Consider the following 21,104-nt stretch of genomic DNA (forward strand, 5'->3'; position numbering starts at 1 on the left):
GGGCTTTCTACATAATTTTGAACGCGGGGTCTTCCATCGGCTGTGCCGCGGGCAGCGGTTCAGCCGTATAAGCCGAAGTGATCCCATGAATCCACTTCTTCGATTTGTCCGTCAGTTTGAAGCCCTTGGTCATCGACCGCCCGCGAGTCACGAGGATACCCAAATCAGCGCCCTCATAGCGGTAATCACCGACATTCGAGATACGCAGGAAGAACGCTTCGTTCTCGCCCACCGCGCGGCGGTGATAGTCGAACCGGTCGAACACGACGCGGCCATCTTCCAGCATCTTGTAGATGCCCGACTGTGGGGCCTGCGTGATCCGGTCGACACTGTCATCGGTGTGTTTGATTACCATTTGCGACCAGCTGTCGATCATGTCCGGATCCGCCCAGCGGGCATTCAGTTCCTCGACATCCAGCTCGAAGGGCTTCTTTGAAAACTCAAGTAGATGGAACAGAAACAGTGGCGCATCAGCGTGCGCAAAGGCCGCGTGGTTGGTCATCGAGCTGGCGCCAGTGATACGGGGGTTCAATTCGCCCAACCACAGTTCGTCGGTTTTCTTATCGATCAGGAAGTCGAGTTCGAAATAGCCGCGATAGCCTGATTTGCGCAGCTCTTCCCCGAATTGGAAGGTCAATTGCCGCGCCTGTTCACGTGCTTTCGGTGGAAAGGCGGTTGAGAAAATCTCATTCCCGCACCAGCCGCCGCGATAGGGGGTAAGTTCCTTGAAGCCCACAAGCTCAGTCATCAGCGGGCCAACGATGGTACCCTCCGAGGTCGCACAGGCCTCGATCGCCGCCCCGCGACAGTCGATCCGCTTCATGATCTTGATCTCGCCTTCGCCGATGATCTCGTCTTTGTGCTTGTTGAAATCGGCCTCGGACTTGATGAAAAACGTCGTATGGCCACTGTCGCCGAAGGCGGATTGTAGCACCAGATCATTCCCCAATCCGGCCTTTTCGCAGATCTTTTTCAGGTGATCATAGCTTTTGACAACGCTCAGCGTGTTGGGCACCGAAGGCACACCCGCCTTATTGCCGATACGGACAGTTTCGATCTTGTTGTCACATTTGGTGCGCAGCTTGGCTTTGGGGAACCACAGCTGACCGCCCAGCTCCTTGACCAGCTTCTCAGTCGTCTCGTCGAACATCAGGAAGACAAACTTGGGCTTGCCACCGCGCCGCTTGACCAGGTCGATGACCTCTTTGTGCTGCAGCAGATAATTGTTGATGTCTTCGATGGACTGAAACTCATCATGCGGCATTTCCGAAGGCACAAACACGTTCGGATGTCGCCCGTCAAAGCAATCCATGTAGCAGATATAGGTGAAGTTCATCACCCATTCATCCAGCCCCAACAGGTTGAAATTGGTTGCCGATACGAAATAGATCGGGTCCTTGTTGGTATGGAAATACCGGCGGATTTCCGAGATGTTTTTCAGCACCTTCTTTGGCATGATTGTTGTCCTCCCTGACCCCTTAGGGGTTCTTTACTGATTTCAAAGCGTCTTCGGTAAAAATGCGCAGGCCCAGATCGGCACGGAATCCGTGGATCTCTGACACGTCCAGTTCCTGCATGAATTTGAGAATTTCAGGGCTGATCACCTGCCCCGGTACCAAAATGGGAAAACCCGGCGGATAGGGAATCACGAAGGTGGCCGAGACCATCTCTTCCCCGGCTTCGAGCCGTTCCAACATCTCCTTGTCGGGCTCGACGTAGTCGCAATTGTCTTCGTCATAGGACAGAAAAAACGCCGTACGGATGTCACCGGCTTCGGTACCTGCTTCACAGCGGAACGCATCGTGGAACCGACTAAAATCAGGCAGAGGTGGGACGTGTTCGCTCAGGTTGCTGACGCGCTTTTCAAAGGCCCGTTTTTCCATCTTCGAGGCATCGTCCATCAGATCGTCTAACTCCTTGGCGATCTCGACCAGAACCTCGATCAGATAAGCGACCGAGCTGCGTGTGGTGCCGATATTGGTCATGAACAACACGGTATTGCGTGAGGTCTTGTTGATCTGGATGCCGTATTTATCCATCAGGATCTTGGTCTTGAACGTATCGCCGTCCCAGCCCGTGGCGCCCACATGCAGCGTGATGCGGGTGGCATCCAGAACAAACTCGTCCTTGGCCCAGCAATCCCAAACATCGGCCCAGCCCTGATCGGGATCGAAATAGCTGGTCATCCCGCTTTCGCGGTATTGTTCGGGGATCATGTCGCCCGCCGTGACCAGCTTGAAATACTTCCTGAGCAGCGGATGCGTTGTCACCGCCCGGCGGATTGCCATCGCGCTTTCGACCTGCCGCTGGACGAACTCGTATCCTTCGATCTCAACCTGTCTGCGCCCCACATCCAATGAGGCGATGATCTGGTAATTGGGCGAGGTCGAGGTGTGGGTCATATAGGCCTCGTGAAACGCCTCTTCGACCGCACCTTTGAACTGCTGGTCATTGACATGGATCATCGAGCCCTGCCGCAGCGCAGTCAGCGTTTTATGCGTTGATTGTGTAGCATAGACCCTAACGCGTGCATCGGGCGGCGCGATTAGGCGGGTGTTCAGAAGGGTCTCATCATCCGCGCCCTTCAATTCCTCCTGCTGGTTGGCATAAGCCTCGGCATGTTCTGGGGTGCGGAATTGTTCGCGCAGGATATTGGCCGATCGCATCGCAGTACGCACACGCGAGTTCGGGGCAAAGCGCGCGTAGCCGAACCAGGCCTCATCCCACAGGAACACAAGGTCCTTTTTGATCGCTAGGCATTCCTGCATCACCCGCTGTACATTATAGACGATGCCATCGAATGTGCAGTTGGTCAGCAACACCATGCGAACCTGATCCAGCTTGCCTTCGGCCTTCAGGGTCAAAAGCTTGTGCTTGATCTCTCGGATCGGCACCGCGCCGTACATCGAGTAATCGTGCAGCGGATAGCTGTCCATATAGACGACGCTCGCCCCGGCCAGCACCATGCCGTAGTGGTGCGATTTGTGGCAATCGCGGTCGATCAGCACGATGTCTCCGGGCCGTACCAGCGCCTGCACCACGATCTTGTTGCAGGTCGAGGTGCCATTCGTGGCAAAAAACGTCTGTTTAGAGCCGAATGCGCGTGCGGCAGCTTCCTGCGCCTCTTTGATCGGGCCCTTCGGCTCCAGCAGCGAATCCAGCCCGCCAGACGTGGCCGAAGTTTCCGCCATGAAGATATTTGATCCGTAGAACGCCCCCATGTCCTGAATCCAGTGGCTGCGACTAATCGATTTACCCCGGCTGATCGGCATCGCGTGGAACACGCCCGTGGGCTGTTTTGAGTATTCCTTGAGCGCCGTGAAGAACGGTGTCTTATAGCGCCGCTGCACCCCGCGCAGGATGTTCAGGTGTAATTCCAGAAAGTCTTCCTGATTGTAGAAGACCCGCCGGCACAGGCCCAGATCGAGACCGGCAATATCTTCCGCCGAACGGTCGGTGATTAGATAAGCGTCCAGCTCGGGGCGCAGCATGCCGATCCTGCGGCAGGTTTCAGGGCCGTATTCCGAAGGGGACAGCGCATCAAGATCGGCGCCCTCGCCATAGAGGCTGATATAGCGGCCCAAAACATTGGTTTCGTTCTTGGACTTCAGGCTAAGGCCCGGGCGAACAATGACCGCCTGTACATTCTGGTTGAACAGAACCCCGATCAGCGCATCCTCGACACTGGGAACGACAACGGTTTCATAAATAAACGGATCTTCGCTGCGGCGCATCCGTTGCAGGCTGGTTTGCAGGAACCGTTCCTGATGTTCGTTGACCTTGTCAACGATCATCACCTCGAAATATGGGCGGCCCAGCGCGCGGGCTTCATGGCTTTGGGTGGACTCGTCCTCAAACTCATCAACCTCGGTCTCATCCGCGATCAACGGGATCGAGCGGCGACGATAGGCCCCTGAGGTCAGCGCCCGCGACACCCGGCGCACGGCGGTAGAGAAATCGCCAAAGTTACCATGGTCCAGCAAACGACGCAGATAGTCGAACGCCGATCCGCCCGGAAAAGCGAAATACATCTCGATCGGGGCCAGCGCCTGCAGCAACTGCCGTGCCCGGTCCCGATCTTTTTCGTTACCGCCCTGATCCAGGGACTCGGCCGTTTCCCGCAGCGCGCTCCATCGGTCTGCCCTCAGTTGCGAGGCGCTGTAGTAGTCCGAGATGGTGTGGAGCTTTTCGCTATCGGAAATGCCGTGCATGAAATTTTTCCTTTCTGCCGATACCGAAAAGCTGGGCCGGTATCAGTCTGTGCCAGAGCGTCCTTTGTAGAGATACAGATTGTCGGGCTTGGTCGCGGCGTCTTCAGTATATCCCAGCGCCGTTCTGGGGTCGGATGCAGCGACGCCCGCAACGTCGCCTTTCTGCGGAATGCGCAGCGGGCCGAGCGTGTGCAGATAGGCATCCGCCCCGCTGGAACGGTCATAGACCGGGAACTCCGCCTCGCGGTCGCGGAAGCTTTTGAGAACCTGCCCCAGACCTTTCAGTCCGACCTCGCGTTGGCGGCGGACCTGATCAAGATCGATCTCGATAGGGAAGATATCCTCCTGTCCCGCAGACTGGTGCAGCACGGTGGCCGAGGGATCAACGACCAGTGAGCGGCCCACGCCCCCGGCGGCCAGCCCGTTCACGTCGAACACGTAGCATTGGAACTGCGCGGCGGTCGCCTTGGCGATCGACAGCTCGGCCTCGCGGTCGGTTGTGCCGGTCAGAACCGGGTGCAGCAGAACCTCGACCCCTTGGCTGGTCAGGTGGCGGGTGGTTTCGGGGAACCAGATGTCGTAGCAGATCGACAGGCCAAACCGGCCCACATCCGGCACATCAAAGATGCAGAATTCGGTACCCGAGGCGATGTTCTCTTCATAAGGTTTGAACGGGAACATCTTGGAGTATTTTGAGACGATCTCACCTTCGGGGTTGATCACCACCGAGGTGTTGAAAATCCGTCCATCTTCGTGTTTTTCGAACATCGAACCGGGGATCAGCCAAATCCCATAACGCCGAGCGGCATCCTGAAAGCGCGACAGGTCGTCATTGGGAAAGGGCTGGGCAAACCGGTCGAGCGGACCATGAGGCGCCAGTTCGCTGAACAGGGCCATCTGGGTCCAGGGGAACCGTGCCATCATAATGTCGATCCGGTGCAGCATCGCGTCGACATTCGACTGCAACGCACCGACATGCATCTGGATTCCGGTTATCGCAAAAGGGGTCATTTTTCGTTTCTTCTCATTTTCTTGCCGATTGCGACCGCCGATTTGATCCGGCGTTCTTCATCGGAACATAAAACCGTGTGGTCACGCAAGCCTGCTGTCCTCAGGCTATGGTTTTCCGAGGCGACTGCCCTCATACTGCGGCTTCCTCGGCGGTATCTTCTGCCTGCGGTTCCACAAAATCGATGTCGTTGCGAACCCAGAAGAACCGGAATCCGCAACTGCGCAGCCATTTCTCGAGCCGATCAAGGCTGGACCACTCCCGCCGCAGCCCGCGCGTGGATTCGACCAGCGCCCATTGGCCATCGACCAGAAAGTATACAGTCCAGGTATTGGGATGCGCCGAGTGGTTGGCAAAGCCGCCGCTGATCACCTCACGCGCCGTGCGAACGGCGACCGGATAGTCGCCGATGCGACCCTCAGCCGCGAGAATGGCCAGATCGTTTTGACGGATCGTGAATGTGGGAAGGGGGGCGTCGTTCATGCAGCCTCGATCTGCGCCGCGTCCAGCAGCGCTTTGCGCCGTTCACTGATATCCGCTGGCTTCAGGTTTTCGACGCGGGTCGCCAACGTCCAGACATGACCGAACGGATCGGCAATCGTGGCGCAGCGTTCACCCCAATAGGTGTCCGCCGCCTCAGCGATCAGGCTGGCACCGCTTTCCAACGCGGCTGCAAGGGCAGTGTCCACATCTTCGACATACATATGATGCCCAATCGGAGTGACTGTGCCCGGAATGGCGGGGCCGTGCGCACCCCATCCGGCGGTGACAAACAGCATCGAGTTGCCGATCTTGATGGAGGCAAAGCCGGGGGCCTCATCCGCATCATAGGCCTGTATCTTCGCATCAAAGGCGCTTTCGTAGAAAGTTAGCGCGGCATCGACGTCGACGACGGCAAGCGATGCGGTGCAGGTGCGATAGCCACGTGGCAGAGTGGCAGGTTTCTTTTTCATTCCGGTACTCTCTGAATTGGGCGGCGGACACCCTGGATTATCTGCAGGAATTTCCCGCACTATGCATCATACTGTGGATCAAACCAGGAGATACTGCAACACTATGATGCATAGTGCTGAAATTTCTGCCGTGATGCTTAGAATGTAGGCGGAGTACAGGCGCTGATGACCCGGCAAACTTCGGGGCCGACCTGCCTGAACCGGTGCGGGGTGCGACTGTCGAAATAATAAGCATCGCCTGGTCCCAGTACCTTGCGCTTATCGCCCACGGTCACCTCCACCCGACCCGAGATGACAATACCGCCCTCTTCCGCCTCATGCCCGTACATCACGCGACCGGTGTCAGCCCCTAACTCGTAAGTTTCCTGCAAGATCATCATCGCGCGACCACGCAGGTTTGATCCTACCTGCCGCAGAGACAGCCCACCCTTTCCGATCTCAGTAAGTTCTTCTGAGGCGTAAAACACGGTCTGCTCAGGTTCGATTTCGAAGGAAAAGAAATCGGACATGCCAATCGGTATGCCTTGCAGAATACGCCGTAACGCACCAACCGATGGATTCATCTTGCCCGACTCGATCAGTGAGATGGTTGAGTTCGGCACATCCGACTTCTTGGCCAGCGCCCGCTGAGATAAACCTGCACGCTCTCGCAAGGTTCGCAGGCGCAATCCGAGGGTCAAATCCTCTTGGCTGGTGTTCTTCATGTTCAGTATCCGCAACACTTGATCCTGCCGGGACGGTAAATCAATGGCTTATAAACCACAAGAAACAGGCTTTCGCTTGCAGGCGCAGATACTACAGTCGCGCAGTCAAACATACGGGCACCGCGCCCGGAAACGGGAAAGGACGCAAGATGCTGAACGCTCAGATTGCTGAACGCCGGAATACCTCGATCGCGCAGGGCGTGGGGATGCAAACGCAAGTCTATGTGGACCGTGCCGTGAATTCCGAGGTCTGGGATGTCGAAGGCAAACGCTATATCGATTTCGCCGCAGGCATCGCCGTTGTGAACACAGGGCATTGCCACCCCAAGGTGATGGAGGCTGTTCAGAAACAGGCCGCAAACTTCACCCATACCTGCCATCAGGTTCTGCCTTATGAGAATTACATCCGTCTGGCCGAGCGCCTGAACGAGAAAGTGCCCGGCGACTTCACCAAGAAAACCGTCTTTGTCACTACAGGTGCCGAGGCGGTCGAGAATGCCGTCAAGATCGCGCGTGCTGCCACTGGCCGCCCGGCTGTAGTGGCCTTTGGCGGCGCTTTTCACGGCCGTACGTTCATGGGCATGTCACTGACCGGCAAGGTTCAGCCATATAAAGCGGGCTTCGGCGCGATGATGCCCGATACCTATCACGTCCCGTTCCCGATCGATCTGCATGGCACCTCGACCGAAGATTCGCTGGGTGCTTTGACTAAACTGTTCAAGGCCGATCTTGATCCGGGCCGGGTGGCCGCGATCATCATCGAACCGGTTCAGGGCGAAGGTGGCTTCTACCCCGCTCCGGCTGAGTTGATGCGTGGTCTGCGCGCGCTTTGCGACGAACATGGCATCGTTCTGATTGCCGATGAGGTACAGACCGGCTTTGCCCGCACTGGCAACCTGTTCGCGATGGACGCTTATGACGTCTCTGCTGATATCACCACTATGGCCAAAGGTCTGGCCGGTGGTCTGCCGCTGGCCGCCGTCACCGGTCGTGCTGAGCTGATGGACGCCGCGCACCCGGGTGGTTTGGGCGGAACCTATGGCGGCAACCCGCTGGGGATCGCCGCCGCCCATGCTGTGATGGATGTGATCGAGGAAGAAGACCTGTGCACGCGCGCCAATGAGCTGGGCTCGCGCTTGAAACAGCGTCTGGAATCGATCCGTTCCCGCACGCCCGAGATCGTAGATATTCGTGGTCCGGGCCTTATGGTTGCGGCCGAGTTCAACACGACCGACGGCAGCGCCCCGAATCCCGATATGGCAAACGCCATACGGGTCGAGGCATTGAAGCGTGGATTGATCCTGCTGACATGTGGCGTATATGGGAACGTAATTCGTTTCCTCGCGCCGTTGACGGTGCAGGACGAAATCTTCGCCGAGGCCATGGATATCCTCGAAGCCTCGATCGACGCTGCCAAAGGAGCCTGAACATGCTGGATACCAAAGTGACCAAGCTGGAGCTGAAAGATCCCAGCCTTCTGGAACCCCGCGCCTATATCAACGGTGAATGGGTCGAAGGTGAGGCAACGTTCCCTGTCTACAACCCTGCAACCGGTGATCTGATCGCCAATGTGACAGATGTCAGCATCGAAGGCACAACACAGACCATCGATGCAGCTTACGCTGCGAAGAAGGAATGGGCTGCTCAGACTGGCAAGGAACGCGCCGCCATTCTGCGCAAATGGTTCGACCTGATGGTCGAAAACGCAGACGATCTGGCAACCATCCTGACCGCCGAGATGGGTAAACCCTGGCCCGAGGCGCGCGGTGAAATCCTATATGGCGCGTCCTTTATCGAGTGGTTCTCGGAAGAGGCCAAGCGTGTTTACGGCGACGTCATCCCCGGCCACCAGCGCGACAAGCGCATCGTGGTGCTGAAGCAGCCCGTGGGCGTAGTGGGATCAATCACGCCTTGGAATTTCCCGAACGCGATGATCGCGCGCAAAGTTGGCCCGGCGCTGGCCGTGGGCTGTACCTTTGTGGCGCGCCCAGCGACGCTGACGCCGCTGTCGGCGACGGCGATGGCGGTTTTGGGTGAACGTGCGGGTATACCAGCGGGCGTGTTCAACGTGATCCCGGGCACCGACAGCTCAGGCGTCGGTAATGAGCTTTGCACCAACGACAAGGTCGCCAAGATCACCTTCACCGGCTCGACCCGTGTAGGACAGATCCTGATGCGTCAGGCGGCGGGCACCATCAAGAAGATGTCGCTGGAACTGGGCGGTAACGCACCATTCATCGTCTTTGACGATGCCGACGTGGATGCCGCCGTGGATGGCGCGATGATCGCGAAGTTCCGCAACAATGGCCAGACCTGCGTCTGTGCCAACCGCATCTATGTGCAGTCGGGCGTCTATGACGAGTTTGCTGCCAAGCTGGCCGAGAAGACAAAATCTTTGAATGTCGGCGACGGCTTTGGCGACGGCATCACCACAGGTCCCCTGATCAATCAGGCGGCGGTCGACAAAGTTGAAGAACATATCTCGGACGCGGTTTCCAAAGGGGCGACTGTAACGCTGGGTGGCAAACGCTCGGATCTGGGTGGGACATTCTTTGAACCCACCGTTCTGACTGGCGTAACCCGCGATATGGTTGTGGCAAAGGACGAAACCTTCGGCCCCGTCGCTCCGCTGTTCAAATTCGAGGAAGAAGACGACGTCGTCAGCATGGCCAATGACAGCGAGTTCGGCCTGGCCTCGTATTTCTACAGCCGCGATCTGGCGCGCGTCTGGCGTGTGGCCGAGGCGCTGGAATCGGGCATGGTGGGCATCAACACTGGCCTGATCTCGACCGAAGTCGCCCCGTTCGGCGGTGTCAAACAATCCGGTCTAGGCCGTGAGGGTTCGAAATACGGGATCGAGGATTTCCTTGAGATGAAATATCTCTGCATGGGTGAAATTCAGTAAGCGCCTCGTGCCTTGAAAATTCAACGCACTCGCAGTCCGCTGCGGGTGCGTTTTTCGTTTCAGACCGATGCGTGCCCGCGCAGACGGAACACCAACGGCATCATCACCAAGACCAGAGCCGCCGAGAAAAAGAACGGTGCGCCGGGCAGATAAGTGCCTTCGCCATCGACCGACGCCTGAAAGATGCCGGTCATCACCAAAGGCGACAGAACCGCAGCGACAGAAGACAGTGACGCGATGACTCCCTGCACCACGCCCTGCCGGTCTTCGTCCGCCTGGTTCGAGGCCATAGCCGTGATCAAGGCAGGCACGAGGTCGGACAGCGCGGCAAGCAGAATAAAGATGACAAGGGCCGTAACCGTTACGGTAAACCCAAAGCCGATCATTCCGACCAATGCCGATACCATCCCCAGCAGCAGGGTTCGGTAATCGCCGATCCAGCGAATGAAGACCGGCATCAGTCCGGCTTGGACGAAGGCCAACAGCACGCCGTATGCGGCCAGCGACAGGCCGATATACAGCGTGGACCAGCCAAACACCTCTCGTATCCAGAAGGCCCAGAGGGTGGGGTAGACCATGTTGGCAAATTCAAAGATGAAAATGCACAGCAGCGGCACTGCCAGCCCCGGAAAGCGGAAGGCGTCAAAGATCGATTTGAACGGGTTCAGGTCGCGCTTGCCAAAGGGGCGGCGCTTTTCTGGTTTCAGGCTCTCGGGCAGGACGAATACTCCGAACAGGGCGTTGGCGGCGGACAAGACCGCGGCAATCCAGAACGGCGCAGTGATACTGATCCCGGCAGCGATGCCGCCGATGGCTGGGCCAAGCACAAACCCAATCCCGAAGGCCGCCCCGATCAGACCGAAATTCGCCGCCTTCTCAGTCGGTGAGGATATGTCAGCGATGTAAGCCGTTGCGGTAATATAGGTCGCCCCCGCAAGCCCCGCGAGCGTTCGCCCCAGAAGAAGCAGCCAGAATGTTTCGGCCAGCGCCATGATCACATAATCCAGCGCCAACATGGTCAGCGCTGCGATCAGGATCGGCCTGCGGCCAACCGCATCCGAAATGCTACCCACGATAGGTCCGCACAGGAACAGCGCCCCGGCATAGGCGGCCATCAGCAGCCCACCCCAAAAAGCCCCCTGCCCGGTATTGCCCGCACCGACGCGATCCATCAGGTCGGGCATGATCGGGAACACGATGCCGATACCGATGGCATCAATCATCAGCGTGATCAGGATAAAGGTTATCGCGCGGCTTTTGAACATACCGCCCTATCGGACGAGTACGCTGTTAAAGCAAGAGAAAAGGGCTGTGTGGTACAATTGTCCAGCAGCCCTTTTCCAGTTCATGTTTATTGGCCCAATGCCACGCCTTCGCGACGAGGATCAGCAGCGCCGATCAACTGCCCGTCCTTGATCAGGATGGCATGCAACCCGCTGTTGAGATCGACTTCTTTCACCTCATGACCTTTGGCGGTCAGAGCATCTGCGAACTCGGCAGCGGATGTTCCCTGCTCCAGATCCATTGAAGACCCGTTGCGGTGCACGAAATGCCCCGTTTCGATGGCATCCTGCGGGTCCATCTCCCAGTCCACGATCGCGATGATCGTTTTGGCCACATAGTTGATGATGCGGCTGCCGCCGGGGGAACCGATCAGCAGATAGGGCGCGCCATCCTTCATCACGATGGTTGGTGACATCGAACTGCGGGGGCGTTTGCCGCCTTCGACACGGTTGGCGACCAGGCGATCTCCGTCCATCGGCGCGCGGTCAAAGTCGGTGAGTTCGTTGTTCAGCAGGAAGCCCCGCACGAAAACCCGACTGCCAAAGGCGGTCTCGATGGTGGTCGTCATTGACAGCGCGTTGCCGTATTGGTCACGGATCACGATATGGCTGGTGCCGGGGCGGCCCGGGTTTTGCGAGGGCGCAAACAAGGCGGTGTGATCACGCGGCGGCTCACCTGCCTGACGCTTTTCACTTGCCGCAGCCGGGTCGATCATCTCGGAGCGCAGCTTTAGGTAATCCGTGTCCAGCAGGCCCTTGACCGGTACATCGATAAAATCGCTGTCGGCCATGTAAAGCGCGCGGTCGGCATAGGCCAGCTTGGCGGCCTCGGCATAGAGATGCGCCATCTCGGCATTCCAACCGGTGCCTTCGAGATCGAAGTTGCTGAGTATCCCCAGAATCTGCCCGACGGTCAGGCCGCCGGAGGTTGGTGGGCCCATTCCGCAGACATCGTAACCGCGATAATCGGCGCAGACGGCAGGGCGGATTTTGACGCGGTAGTCGGCCAGATCCTCAAGCGTGATGTTGTTTTCCACCTTGGATGTGGCATCCACTGCAGCCACGATATCTTCGGCGATGGGACCGCTATAGAAGGCCCCTGCGCCCTGATCGGCCAGAATGCGCAGAGTTTCGGCAAATTCGGGGTTCCGTAGCAAGGTTCCGGCCTGCAGCGGCGTGCCATCTTCGTTGAAGAAATACGCTTTGCCCGCCGGGAACACACCGACAGAACGCTCACGTTCAATCGTGCTTTGGATCGAGTTTGCCATACGGGGCGAAACCTCGAACCCCTGCTCGGCCTGATCGATGGTGGACTGGAACAACGAGGCCCAGTCTTTCTTGCCATAGAGGTTATGGGTCACTTCCATCAGGCGCAGGATGCCCGGCACGCCAACGGATTGGCCGCCAACAACAGCTTCGGGCCACGGCATCTTTTCCCCATCGGGCAGCAAAAACCGTTCAGGCGTGGCCTTGGCCGGAGCCTTTTCGCGTGCGTCAAATGTGGTCAGAGTATTAGCCGATGCATCCCAATACAGCATGAACGCCCCACCGCCGATGCCCGAAGATTGAGGCTCGACCAGATTGAGCATCAACTGCACGGCGATCATCGCATCTGCGGCCGTGCCACCTGCGGCCAGAACGTCATATCCGGCCTTGGCGGCGATGGGATTGGCGGCAGAGACCATAAATTCGGAGCCGGTCACCGAATTCTTATCCTCCCAGCCATAGCCGTATTCTGGTGCGGGGTCCTGTGCATAGGCCGCGCACGCAACTAGCGCCAGCGCCAAGGCGGCGCTGGTTCTCATGACAGTCTTCATCATAAAAATCTCCCGGTAAGGATCTGCGTGATTAACTACTGAGTACCGAAATTCAAATGGCAGATTCGTACCTTAGGTCGCTTCCATTCAACGCACAACATATACCGAGGTCTGCGAATGACGCACGACCCGGGCTGCGTTTGGACCAAGCAGATAGTCTTTGAAATCAGGCTTGTGCGCACCGATCACGATCAGATCCGAACCCGCGCTTTCCGCTGTTTTGAGGATCTCCTGATAGGCGCTGCCGGTCGCCACCACGTGGCGAACATTGACGTTACGCGCGTCGCCCAGCGCGGCGGCGCAGAGGGCGACCAGCTTTTCATGAGCCTCTTCAACCATCTTTTCGTGGTGGTGGGGCTCGAAAAAACTGCTGACGAAACCTTCGCCATAATCCGGTGTCACGGTCACCACGTCCAGCCGCGCGCCATCCAATTCAGCCAGCGCGGCGGCGCGTTCAAGGACTGCGACATCCAGATCGCCATTGCTGATATCCACGGCGCACAGAATAGCTTTGGTCATGCGGGTTCTCCCTGTTTTGCGGCACGGCCGCGCTGGAGGAAGGCGACAAGACCCAACAGGATCAGCGCCGGGATAAAGATCAGCTCTTTCGCGGGCTGGCTTTGCGGGGCCTGAATGCTGGTGATGCGAACGGCATCGTCAGCATAATAGTCGAACATGTCCAGCTCATCCGCGACCGGCGTACCGAACATCGGCTCGTCGAGCTTGACCAGACCATCCTCTTCCAGCGTCATCAGCCCTAGGGCGTCGACACGCGCTGTGCCGTCGGCCCCTTCCGGAATGTCCAGAACCACGGTGGTTTCGGTCATATTGCCGGTGTCAAAGTCCGGGCCTGCGACCTCGATCCGCATGGTGCTGCCCGGTGCGGCCTCACCCACGGCCTGCGTCAGCTGTGCCGGTTCGATCTGCGCAAAGGGCGGTGCGATGCGGTTCATGAAGAAATCCGGACGGAACAGCGCAAAGGCGATCAGAATCAGCGCCACGCTTTCATAGATGCGGTTCTTGGTCAGGAACCAGCCCATGGTGCCGGCAGTGAAGATCAGGATCGCGATGGTCGCAGAGACGGCCACCAAGATTCCCTGTACCCAGCCCACATCGATCAGCAACAGGTCAGTGTTGAAGATGAACACGAAAGGCAGTGCCACGGTGCGCAAGCTGTAGAAGAAGGCGGTAAAGCCCGTCTTGATCGCGTCCCCGCCCGAAACGGCGGCGGCGGCAAAGCTCGCCAGACCAACCGGCGGTGTCACATCAGCCATGATGCCGAAGTAGAACACGAACAAGTGCACCGCGATCAGCGGCACGATCAGCCCATCCTGCGCGCCCAATTCCACGACCACACCCGCCATCAGCGAGCTGACCACGATATAGTTCGCCGTGGTCGGCAAACCCATCCCGAGGATCAGGCTGAGCAGACCCACCAACGCCAGCATGGCGATCAGGTTACCGCCTGACAGGAACTCGACCAGATCGGCCATCACTTGGCCCACGCCGGTCAGCGTCACGGTGCCCACGATCACACCCGCGGTGGCGGTCGCCAGCGCGATACCAATCATGTTGCGCGCGCCGTCGATCAGACCATTCCACAGATCAACAACACCGGCCTTGAAGGCATTCGCTGTGTCACTTTCACCCCGGAAGATCGACTTGAGCGGTTTCTGCGTCAGCAGGATCACGAACAACAGCGAAGTCGCCCAGAAGGCTGATAGGCCCGGTGATTTCTGTTCGATCATCAGGAAATAGACCAGCACGATGATCGGTAGCAGGTAATGCAGACCGGCCTTGTAGATTTCGGCAATTACCGGCAGTTCAACCTCTTTGGCATTAGGATCGTCAGGCACCAAGTCCTCTACTCCGGAAGCCAGCCAAAGCAGGATCAGATAGGCCAAAACGATCAGCGCCGACAGGACCAGACCCGACGCGTCGGGCATGAGCGCGACAATCGCTTTGATCGGGTACTGGATGCCATAGCACAGCCCGGCAAAGCCCACGAAGAACAGCGCCATTCCACCGATTGTGCGCCCCATCGAAACGACGCGGTCGCCCAGCGTCGGCATGTTCCGCTTCACCGCTTCAAGGTGTACAATGTAGACGAGCGCGATGTAAGAAATCGCGGCGGGCAGGAAGGCGTGGGTGATCACCTCAACGTATGAGATGCCCACATATTCCACCATCAGGAAGGCAGCAGCGCCCATCACCGGTGGCATGATCTGGCCGTTCACGGATGAGGCGACCTCAACCGAGCCCGCTTGTTCGCTGGAAAAGCCCACACGCTTCATCAGTGGGATAGTGAAGGTGCCGGTCGTGACAACGTTCGCAATGGACGAGCCCGAGATCAGGCCGGTCGCCGCAGAACCAACTACAGCCGCTTTGGCCGGGCCACCGCGCAGGTGCCCCAGCGCGCCAAAGGCCATCTTGATGAAGTAATTGCCCGCGCCCGCCTTATCCAAAAGCGCGCCGAACAGCACGAAGAGGAAGACGAACTTGGTTGAAACGCCCAGCGCGATGCCAAAGACGCCTTCGGACGTGATCCACATATGGCTCATCGCCTTTTGCAGGCTGGCACCTTTCCAGCGGATCACCTCGGGCACCCACTCGGAGGAACCAAAGAAGACGTAGGCCAGAAAGATCGTGGCGATGATCGCCATTGCCGGGCCAAGCGCGCGACGCGCAGCCTCGAACAACAGCAGCAGGCCAACAAGGGCAAACCACTTGTCCGTATCGTCTGCGAGACCGCCCGCATCGACGATCTTTTGGTAGAAGAAATAACCATAGAGGGCCAGAAATGCGCCCACGATCCCCATGATCCAATCCTGAATCGGGATGTAGTTCCGCGGGCTGGATTTCAGCGCCGGATAGGCCGAAAAGGCCAGGAACATCGCAAAGGCCAGATGAATCTGGCGTGAGTTGTTCACTACACTGCCCGGCAGAAGATAATTCGATAGGGGAGAGGCCAGAACGACCTGAAACACCGACCACAAGACCGCAACGATCGCCAGAAACAGCCCGACATTACCCGCCGGATCACGCGCGCCTGCGTCTGATGAGGCAACCAGTTCCTGAAGCTCTTCTTCGGAAAGAGGGCGATTGCCCTGTGTGTCGGAACTCATGTTGGTATCTCCCTGTCCTTCGGCCTTGGTTTTTGCGGCCGTCTTGTCTCCGGTTTAGCCCGGATATGAATCGGGGCGCCCCGAAAGGCGCCCCGTGTCAGGTCTGGTTACTGAATCCAGCCTTTTTCTTTGTAGTACTTCTCAGCGCCCGGATGCAGCGGTGCCGACAGGCCGTCCGCAATCATCTCTTCTGGTTTCAGGTTGGCAAATGCCGGGTGCAGCTTTTTGAAGTCATCGAAGTTCTCGAAGACCGAGCTGACAACCGCATAAACCGCGTCTTCCGACACGTCAGCCGAAGTCACGAAGGTTGCACCAACACCAAATGTCGAGGTGTCACCATCCGAACCGCGGTACATGCCACCTGGGATGGTTGCGGTACGGTAGAAGGAGTTGTCACCAACCAGCTTGTCAACCGCGTCGCCGCTGACGTTCACCAGAACCGAGTCACAGGCGGTGGTTGCTTCCTGGATCGAACCCGAGGGGTGACCAACGGTGTAAACCATCGCGTCGATCTGGTTGTCGCACAGGGCAGCCGACTGTTCAGCCGCCTTCAGCTCGGTCGCCAGTTCAAAATCGTCGGTGGTCCAACCCATCTCACCCAGCAGAACTTCCATGGTGCCGCGCTGACCGGAACCGGGGTTGCCGATATTGACCCGCTTGCCCTTCAGGTCTTCGAAATTCGAGATACCTGCGTCGGCACGCGCCACAACCGTGAACGGCTCTGGGTGTACCGAGAACACGGCACGCAGGTTCTCAAACGGGCCGGCTTCTTCGAATTTCGAGCTGCCGTTATACGCGTGGTACTGCCAGTCCGACTGTGCCACACCAAACTCAAGCTCGCCTTCGCGAATGGTGTTGATGTTGTAAACCGACCCCCCAGTCGACTCCACCGAACACCGGACCCCGTGCTCTTTCCGGCCCTTGTTGACCAGACGGCAGATCGCGCCACCCGTCGGGTAATATACACCCGTAACGCCGCCAGTTCCGATCGTGATAAACTCTTCTGCATATGCCGCTGGTGCCATCAGGGCCGCCGCGGCAAATGCGGTGATTGAGGATTTCTTGAACACTTTGACACTCCTGTTGTCAGTCTTTTTTAATCTGTTGGGGTGCCTGAAACCTTTCAGAACACAACACAAAAAATCGCACTGGAATCAGGCCCCCCGATGATAAAGAGGAAAGCGAAACCAAACAGCAGGTGTCTATACGGTAGATTACGTATAGGCTTGGATTCAGATATAGGGGAAAGAGGGTAACTGATCACATTCTGTGACTGTGATACCGACCCGTGCAGAAGGTCGTTTGGACAAGAATTGAACTACGCAGGGCAACAAGAAATACGCCAGGACCACACTGAGCCAGCCCGCAGGCGAAGATCGCTGCGCGCCACGCTTGCGCTGTGTTTGGGCGGGCTGCAGTTCATCGCCATCCTTTCGGTGATCCTGTCGACCTTTGTCAGCTCGGAGAACGCGCTGTTGCGGCAATCCCGAACATCGCTGAACGAAGTCAGTGTCAATGTCATCGGCCAAGTCAAAAGTTTTCTGAACCCCGCCCGGCAGGCCTTGGATGCAACTCGGCGACTTGCTGAAAATGACGTACTGGATATCAGCGATCCTGGCGTATTGGAAAGCCATTTTTTTCAGCAGCTACAGGTCGCGCCTCAACTCGCAGGGATGTATCTGGCCGATGCGACGGGCAGGTTTGTCTATGTCATGCGCGCGGAAGAGCCCGGACGCTATCGCACCAAGTTCGTTCCGCCATTCCTGCCCGGCACCGCGGAACATCCCGCCGATTTCCAATGGCGCAACGATCAGTTCACATTGCTGGAAACGGCCACTACCCAGACTGACACCTATGAGGCGCGCACCCGGCCCTGGTTCAGAATGGTGACCGAAGCCAAAGCACCGATCTGGACAGAGCCTTATATCTTCTTCACCACGCGCCAGCCGGGGATCACTTATAGTGTCCCCATATTGGACGATACCGGAGCTATCCGTGCCATTTTGGGTGTCGATATCCAGATCGACGCCCTGTCGGGATTCCTGCTGGACATCTGGTCGGAACGACGCGGTGCCGCGCTGGTTCTGAACGAAAATGGCGCGGTGCTGGCGCATCCAACGCTGGTGCTGATCCGGCAGGAAGCACATATGGAAGCGCCCGAGCTGACGCGTGTGGACCAAATCGCAGACCCCATCGCGCAAAAGGCGTTCGGAGATGTCGTGCAAACCGGTCTGAGCGACACGGAAGGACCGGTTCATACCGATTTCCAGCTGAACGGTCAGGACTATGTGGCGATGCTGATCGAGGTGTCCGAGCCGGGGCTGCGTTGGTTGATCGGGCTTTATGCGGCCGAGGACAACTTTATTGGCGAGATCAAGAAGAACCGGACGCAAGGCGTCTGGATCGCGCTTGCCATTGCCATTCTGACGGGCGCAATTGGTTTGGCCATGGCCGACCGGATCTATGCCCCTGTGCGCACCTTCGCCAGCCAGAGCCAGCAATTGCGCAGCGGAGAGATCACCACCGAAGAAGGCCTGCACAGCCCCTATCGCGAGCTGGAAGATACCGGTGCGGCTCTGACTCAGGAAGTTCGGCAACGGCAACGGTTCGAAACCGCCTATGGCCGCACCTTCGATCTGGCCTCGCGCGGGATGGCGCAGATCTCGCCCGAAACGGGGCGGTTTCTGCGGACCAACGAACAGCTGTGCGATATCATGGGATATCAGCCGGATGAATTGGAGAAGATGACGCTGGCCGACATCCTGCCGGAAGATGAACAGCAGATCGCGGTCAAGTTTCGCGAAACCCTTCTGCAGGATTCCGAGTTCATCGCCGAGAACCAGTTTATTCGAAAAGACGGATCCCCCATCTGGTTGCGGGTCAATGCCATTCTGATCCGCGATGAAAGCGGGACCCCTGATCATGCGGTTGCCATTATCGACAACGTCAGCGATCGAAAGCAGGCCGAGGATGAAGTAAGCCGCCTCAGCCGCGATCTGTCCCATGTGGCACGGGTCAACCTGATGGGCGAGATGGCCTCGGGGCTGGCGCATGAGCTGAACCAACCGCTAAGCGCGATTTCCTATAATGTCGACGCCGCGAAGATCACGCTGGATGAAATCGGCGATCCCGATCCTGAGGTTATAGAAATCCTTTCGGATATCGACCGCCAGTCGCGCCGTGCGGGCGACATCATCCGCGCCCTGCGTGATGTGGTGCGTAAGGATCGCGGACGTCAGACTCCGTTTGAACTGAACGGGCTGATCCGGCAAACCGTCAGCCTGATGGACGCCGAGGCGAAGTTACACGAGATCAAGCTGCTTTATGAAGAAACCGACCTTCCTCTTGTCATCGGAAACCGGACACAGATCGCGCAGGTACTGGTTAACCTGTTGCGCAACGCAATCGATGCACTGGCCCTCGATCCGGATGGCAAGGGTAAAATCACCATCACTACAAAGACCAGCGATGAACTGGTCGAGGTGCGGGTTGAGGATAACGGGCCCGGGATTAGCGATGGTGTCACCTTGTTCAACTCGTTTGACACCCAGAAGACCGACGGGATGGGGCTGGGCCTGTCCATTTGTCGGACCATCGTCAAAGCCAATGACGGAGCCATTTGGCACGAGCCTACTGAGACGTCCGGGGCGCGCTTCTGTTTCACCCTGCAGCGCCGCGATCAGCCCAAGGAGGATCACGCATGACCTTTGAGCCGCTGGTCGTCTATATCGTCGATGACGATGAAGATGTGCGCGTCGCCTTATCACGTTCGCTCAGCAAACGCGGACTAAGGGTCGAGCATTTTGCTGATGCGCAGACATTTCTGAATCAGGTGCATGAGGACGCAAAAGGTTGCCTGATCCTGGACTATGGCATGCCCGGCATGGACGGGCTGGAATTGCAGGAACATCTGAACCGGCGCGAGTCGACCATACCGGTCATTTTCATCTCGGGTCATGGCGGCATTCCGGAATCCGTGCGGGCCACCAAGGCGGGTGCAATTGATTTTCTGGAAAAACCCTTTGACCTGCAGGTGCTGATCGAACGGATACAGGCCGCGTTTGAAATAGGCGACCGTCTGCGCGCCGAGAAATCGCGACGTCAGATGCTTGCGGACAAGCGCAGACTTTTGACCGACCGCGAGGAGCAGGTCTTGCAACATATTCTGACCCACCCCGCGCGCACGTCGAGCAAAGAGATCGCAACTGCCTTGGGTATCAGCCCCCGCACAGTAGAAATTCATCGCGGGCGCATACAGCAAAAGGTCGGCGTGAAAACCACGATAGAGCTGTATGAACTATTCGGGCAGATGCAATGATCGCAAGCCTGATGATGTATGCCCGCCCTCAGCTTGATGAGGCACATCTGCGATACTGGAACCTCATCCGTGACAATCTGAACCGCGCCGGGATCGAGAGCCCTGAGCATCTGTCGCAGGACGCCGAGGAATTTTCGGTCTGGCAGCACCCGGAACTGGTGCTGAGCCAGACTTGCGGCATGCCGTACCGGACATGGCTGCACGATAAGGTCGCGTTGGTTGGCACGCCAGACTATGGTCTCGACGGGTGCCCGCCCGGCTATTACCGCAGCGCTCTGGTCGTGCGCGCCGATGATCCACGCACAAATCTGATGGCGTTTCGGGAAGCGGTGTTCGCTTACAACCAGACATTTTCGCAATCTGGCTACGCCGCGCCTTATTGGCATCTTGAGCCGCATGGCTTCTGGTTCAAGCACCGTGTGCAAACCGAAGGTCACCTGAAGTCGGCGCATGCCGTTGCGGAAGGTCACGCAGATATCGCCGCCCTTGATGCGGTTTCTTGGCGATTGATGGCTGAGTATGAAGAGTTTGCCGCATCTCTGCGGGTGTTGGAGTGGACGGACCCGACCCCTAGCCTGCCATTGATCACTGCGGAGGGTAACGATCAGCAAGCGATTTTTACAGCGGTTGAACGGGCAATTGCGCAGTTGGATGACGCGGATCGTACTGCCTTGGGGATCAAAGGTCTCGTGAGGATTTCGGCCGAACGTTATCTGGACGTGCAGAACCCGCCGGGATCGGTTTAGTCGTCTTGTGTGCCGGTGTCGCCGACGACAGCC

Annotated in this window: 16 protein-coding genes; 5 read left to right on the plus strand and 11 right to left on the minus strand. The window is 57.9% G+C overall.

The window, feature by feature from the left end; genetic code table 11:
- Positions 1-7 precede the first annotated feature (7 nt).
- From ACR0I1_RS18070 to ACR0I1_RS18095, 6 genes are all read right to left on the minus strand, one after another.
- Positions 8-1,456: a biotin carboxylase gene (locus ACR0I1_RS18070; RefSeq protein ID WP_170407976.1), complete on the minus strand. Its 1,449-nt coding sequence runs from the start codon at positions 1,454-1,456 to the stop codon at positions 8-10.
- 22 nt (positions 1,457-1,478) lie between these two features.
- On the minus strand, positions 1,479-4,211 hold the full coding sequence (locus ACR0I1_RS18075; RefSeq protein ID WP_170636619.1) for an aminotransferase class I/II-fold pyridoxal phosphate-dependent enzyme: 2,733 nt from the start codon (positions 4,209-4,211) through the stop codon (positions 1,479-1,481).
- A 42-nt stretch (positions 4,212-4,253) separates the two neighbouring features.
- Entirely contained in the window at positions 4,254-5,222 is a 969-nt protein-coding gene (locus ACR0I1_RS18080) for a carbon-nitrogen hydrolase family protein (protein ID WP_480707462.1), read from the minus strand.
- Between the two features lie 130 nt (positions 5,223-5,352).
- A complete protein-coding gene (locus ACR0I1_RS18085) occupies positions 5,353-5,703 on the minus strand; it encodes a hypothetical protein (protein WP_170397963.1) in 351 nt (116 codons plus the stop codon).
- Positions 5,700-6,173 carry a VOC family protein gene (locus ACR0I1_RS18090; RefSeq protein ID WP_480707463.1) on the minus strand — a complete coding sequence of 158 codons (474 nt, stop codon included), beginning with the start codon at positions 6,171-6,173 and terminating at the stop codon, positions 5,700-5,702. The genes ACR0I1_RS18085 and ACR0I1_RS18090 overlap by 4 nt, the downstream gene beginning before the upstream one ends.
- A 137-nt stretch (positions 6,174-6,310) precedes the next feature.
- Entirely contained in the window at positions 6,311-6,877 is a 567-nt protein-coding gene (locus ACR0I1_RS18095; RefSeq protein ID WP_480707464.1) for a cupin domain-containing protein, read from the minus strand.
- A 149-nt stretch (positions 6,878-7,026) separates the two neighbouring features.
- On the opposite strand from ACR0I1_RS18095, the gene ACR0I1_RS18100 reads away from it, so the two are divergent.
- Both ACR0I1_RS18100 and ACR0I1_RS18105 read left to right on the plus strand, forming a co-directional pair.
- Positions 7,027-8,304: a 4-aminobutyrate--2-oxoglutarate transaminase gene (locus ACR0I1_RS18100; RefSeq protein ID WP_170397954.1), complete on the plus strand. Its 1,278-nt coding sequence runs from the start codon at positions 7,027-7,029 to the stop codon at positions 8,302-8,304.
- Positions 8,305-8,306: 2 nt separating this feature from the next.
- Positions 8,307-9,782: an NAD-dependent succinate-semialdehyde dehydrogenase gene (locus ACR0I1_RS18105; RefSeq protein ID WP_480707466.1), complete on the plus strand. Its 1,476-nt coding sequence runs from the start codon at positions 8,307-8,309 to the stop codon at positions 9,780-9,782.
- A gap of 59 nt (positions 9,783-9,841) precedes the next feature.
- Here ACR0I1_RS18105 and ACR0I1_RS18110 read toward each other — a convergent pair whose 3' ends face one another.
- The 5 genes from ACR0I1_RS18110 to ACR0I1_RS18130 all read right to left on the minus strand — a co-directional run bounded on the left by ACR0I1_RS18110 (position 9,842) and on the right by ACR0I1_RS18130 (position 17,077).
- Complete coding sequence (locus ACR0I1_RS18110) at positions 9,842-11,047, minus strand: MFS transporter (protein WP_170407966.1); 1,206 nt, start codon at positions 11,045-11,047, stop codon at positions 9,842-9,844.
- Positions 11,048-11,133: 86 nt separating this feature from the next.
- Positions 11,134-12,885: a gamma-glutamyltransferase gene (gene ggt / locus ACR0I1_RS18115; protein ID WP_480707468.1), complete on the minus strand. Its 1,752-nt coding sequence runs from the start codon at positions 12,883-12,885 to the stop codon at positions 11,134-11,136.
- A gap of 84 nt (positions 12,886-12,969) precedes the next feature.
- Positions 12,970-13,401 (minus strand): universal stress protein, encoded by a 432-nt coding sequence (locus tag ACR0I1_RS18120; RefSeq protein ID WP_480707469.1) that lies wholly within the window; start codon positions 13,399-13,401, stop codon positions 12,970-12,972.
- A complete protein-coding gene (locus tag ACR0I1_RS18125; RefSeq protein WP_170397940.1) occupies positions 13,398-16,007 on the minus strand; it encodes a TRAP transporter permease in 2,610 nt (869 codons plus the stop codon). The genes ACR0I1_RS18120 and ACR0I1_RS18125 overlap by 4 nt, the downstream gene beginning before the upstream one ends.
- 107 nt (positions 16,008-16,114) lie before the next feature.
- The gene (locus tag ACR0I1_RS18130) at positions 16,115-17,077 is read right to left on the minus strand and encodes a TAXI family TRAP transporter solute-binding subunit (protein ID WP_010443036.1); all 963 of its coding nucleotides are present in this window, start codon (positions 17,075-17,077) and stop codon (positions 16,115-16,117) included.
- A gap of 243 nt (positions 17,078-17,320) precedes the next feature.
- On the opposite strand from ACR0I1_RS18130, the gene ACR0I1_RS18135 reads away from it, so the two are divergent.
- Genes ACR0I1_RS18135 through ACR0I1_RS18145 form a run of 3 tightly spaced genes read left to right on the plus strand, consistent with a single transcriptional unit; the run spans position 17,321 to position 21,071 of the window.
- Positions 17,321-19,711, plus strand: coding sequence for an ATP-binding protein (locus ACR0I1_RS18135; protein ID WP_480707470.1), 2,391 nt, complete (start codon positions 17,321-17,323; stop codon positions 19,709-19,711).
- Positions 19,708-20,325, plus strand: a complete 618-nt coding sequence (locus tag ACR0I1_RS18140; protein WP_170397932.1) for a response regulator transcription factor — start codon at positions 19,708-19,710, stop codon at positions 20,323-20,325. The genes ACR0I1_RS18135 and ACR0I1_RS18140 overlap by 4 nt, the downstream gene beginning before the upstream one ends.
- On the plus strand, positions 20,322-21,071 hold the full coding sequence (locus ACR0I1_RS18145) for a PhnD/SsuA/transferrin family substrate-binding protein (RefSeq protein ID WP_170425404.1): 750 nt from the start codon (positions 20,322-20,324) through the stop codon (positions 21,069-21,071). Before ACR0I1_RS18140 ends, ACR0I1_RS18145 begins: the two co-directional genes overlap by 4 nt.
- Positions 21,072-21,104: the final 33 nt, after the last annotated feature.

Source organism: Ruegeria sp. B11 (genome assembly GCF_056539785.1).

Bases quoted from the DNA above. Each gene is read 5' to 3' on its own strand.
- ACR0I1_RS18105 (WP_480707466.1), top strand. From the start codon at position 8,307: ATGCTGGATACCAAAGTGACCAAGCTGGAGCTGAAAGATCCCAGCCTT.
- ACR0I1_RS18095 (WP_480707464.1), bottom strand. From the start codon at position 6,877: ATGAAGAACACCAGCCAAGAGGATTTGACCCTCGGATTGCGCCTGCGA.
- ACR0I1_RS18080 (WP_480707462.1), bottom strand. From the start codon at position 5,222: ATGACCCCTTTTGCGATAACCGGAATCCAGATGCATGTCGGTGCGTTG.
- ACR0I1_RS18110 (WP_170407966.1), bottom strand. From the start codon at position 11,047: ATGTTCAAAAGCCGCGCGATAACCTTTATCCTGATCACGCTGATGATT.
- ACR0I1_RS18145 (WP_170425404.1), top strand. From the start codon at position 20,322: ATGATCGCAAGCCTGATGATGTATGCCCGCCCTCAGCTTGATGAGGCA.
- ACR0I1_RS18090 (WP_480707463.1), bottom strand. From the start codon at position 6,173: ATGAAAAAGAAACCTGCCACTCTGCCACGTGGCTATCGCACCTGCACC.
- ACR0I1_RS18125 (WP_170397940.1), bottom strand. From the start codon at position 16,007: ATGAGTTCCGACACACAGGGCAATCGCCCTCTTTCCGAAGAAGAGCTT.
- ggt (WP_480707468.1), bottom strand. From the start codon at position 12,885: ATGATGAAGACTGTCATGAGAACCAGCGCCGCCTTGGCGCTGGCGCTA.
- ACR0I1_RS18085 (WP_170397963.1), bottom strand. From the start codon at position 5,703: ATGAACGACGCCCCCCTTCCCACATTCACGATCCGTCAAAACGATCTG.
- ACR0I1_RS18075 (WP_170636619.1), bottom strand. From the start codon at position 4,211: ATGCACGGCATTTCCGATAGCGAAAAGCTCCACACCATCTCGGACTAC.
- ACR0I1_RS18120 (WP_480707469.1), bottom strand. From the start codon at position 13,401: ATGACCAAAGCTATTCTGTGCGCCGTGGATATCAGCAATGGCGATCTG.
- ACR0I1_RS18100 (WP_170397954.1), top strand. From the start codon at position 7,027: ATGCTGAACGCTCAGATTGCTGAACGCCGGAATACCTCGATCGCGCAG.
- ACR0I1_RS18070 (WP_170407976.1), bottom strand. From the start codon at position 1,456: ATGCCAAAGAAGGTGCTGAAAAACATCTCGGAAATCCGCCGGTATTTC.
- ACR0I1_RS18140 (WP_170397932.1), top strand. From the start codon at position 19,708: ATGACCTTTGAGCCGCTGGTCGTCTATATCGTCGATGACGATGAAGAT.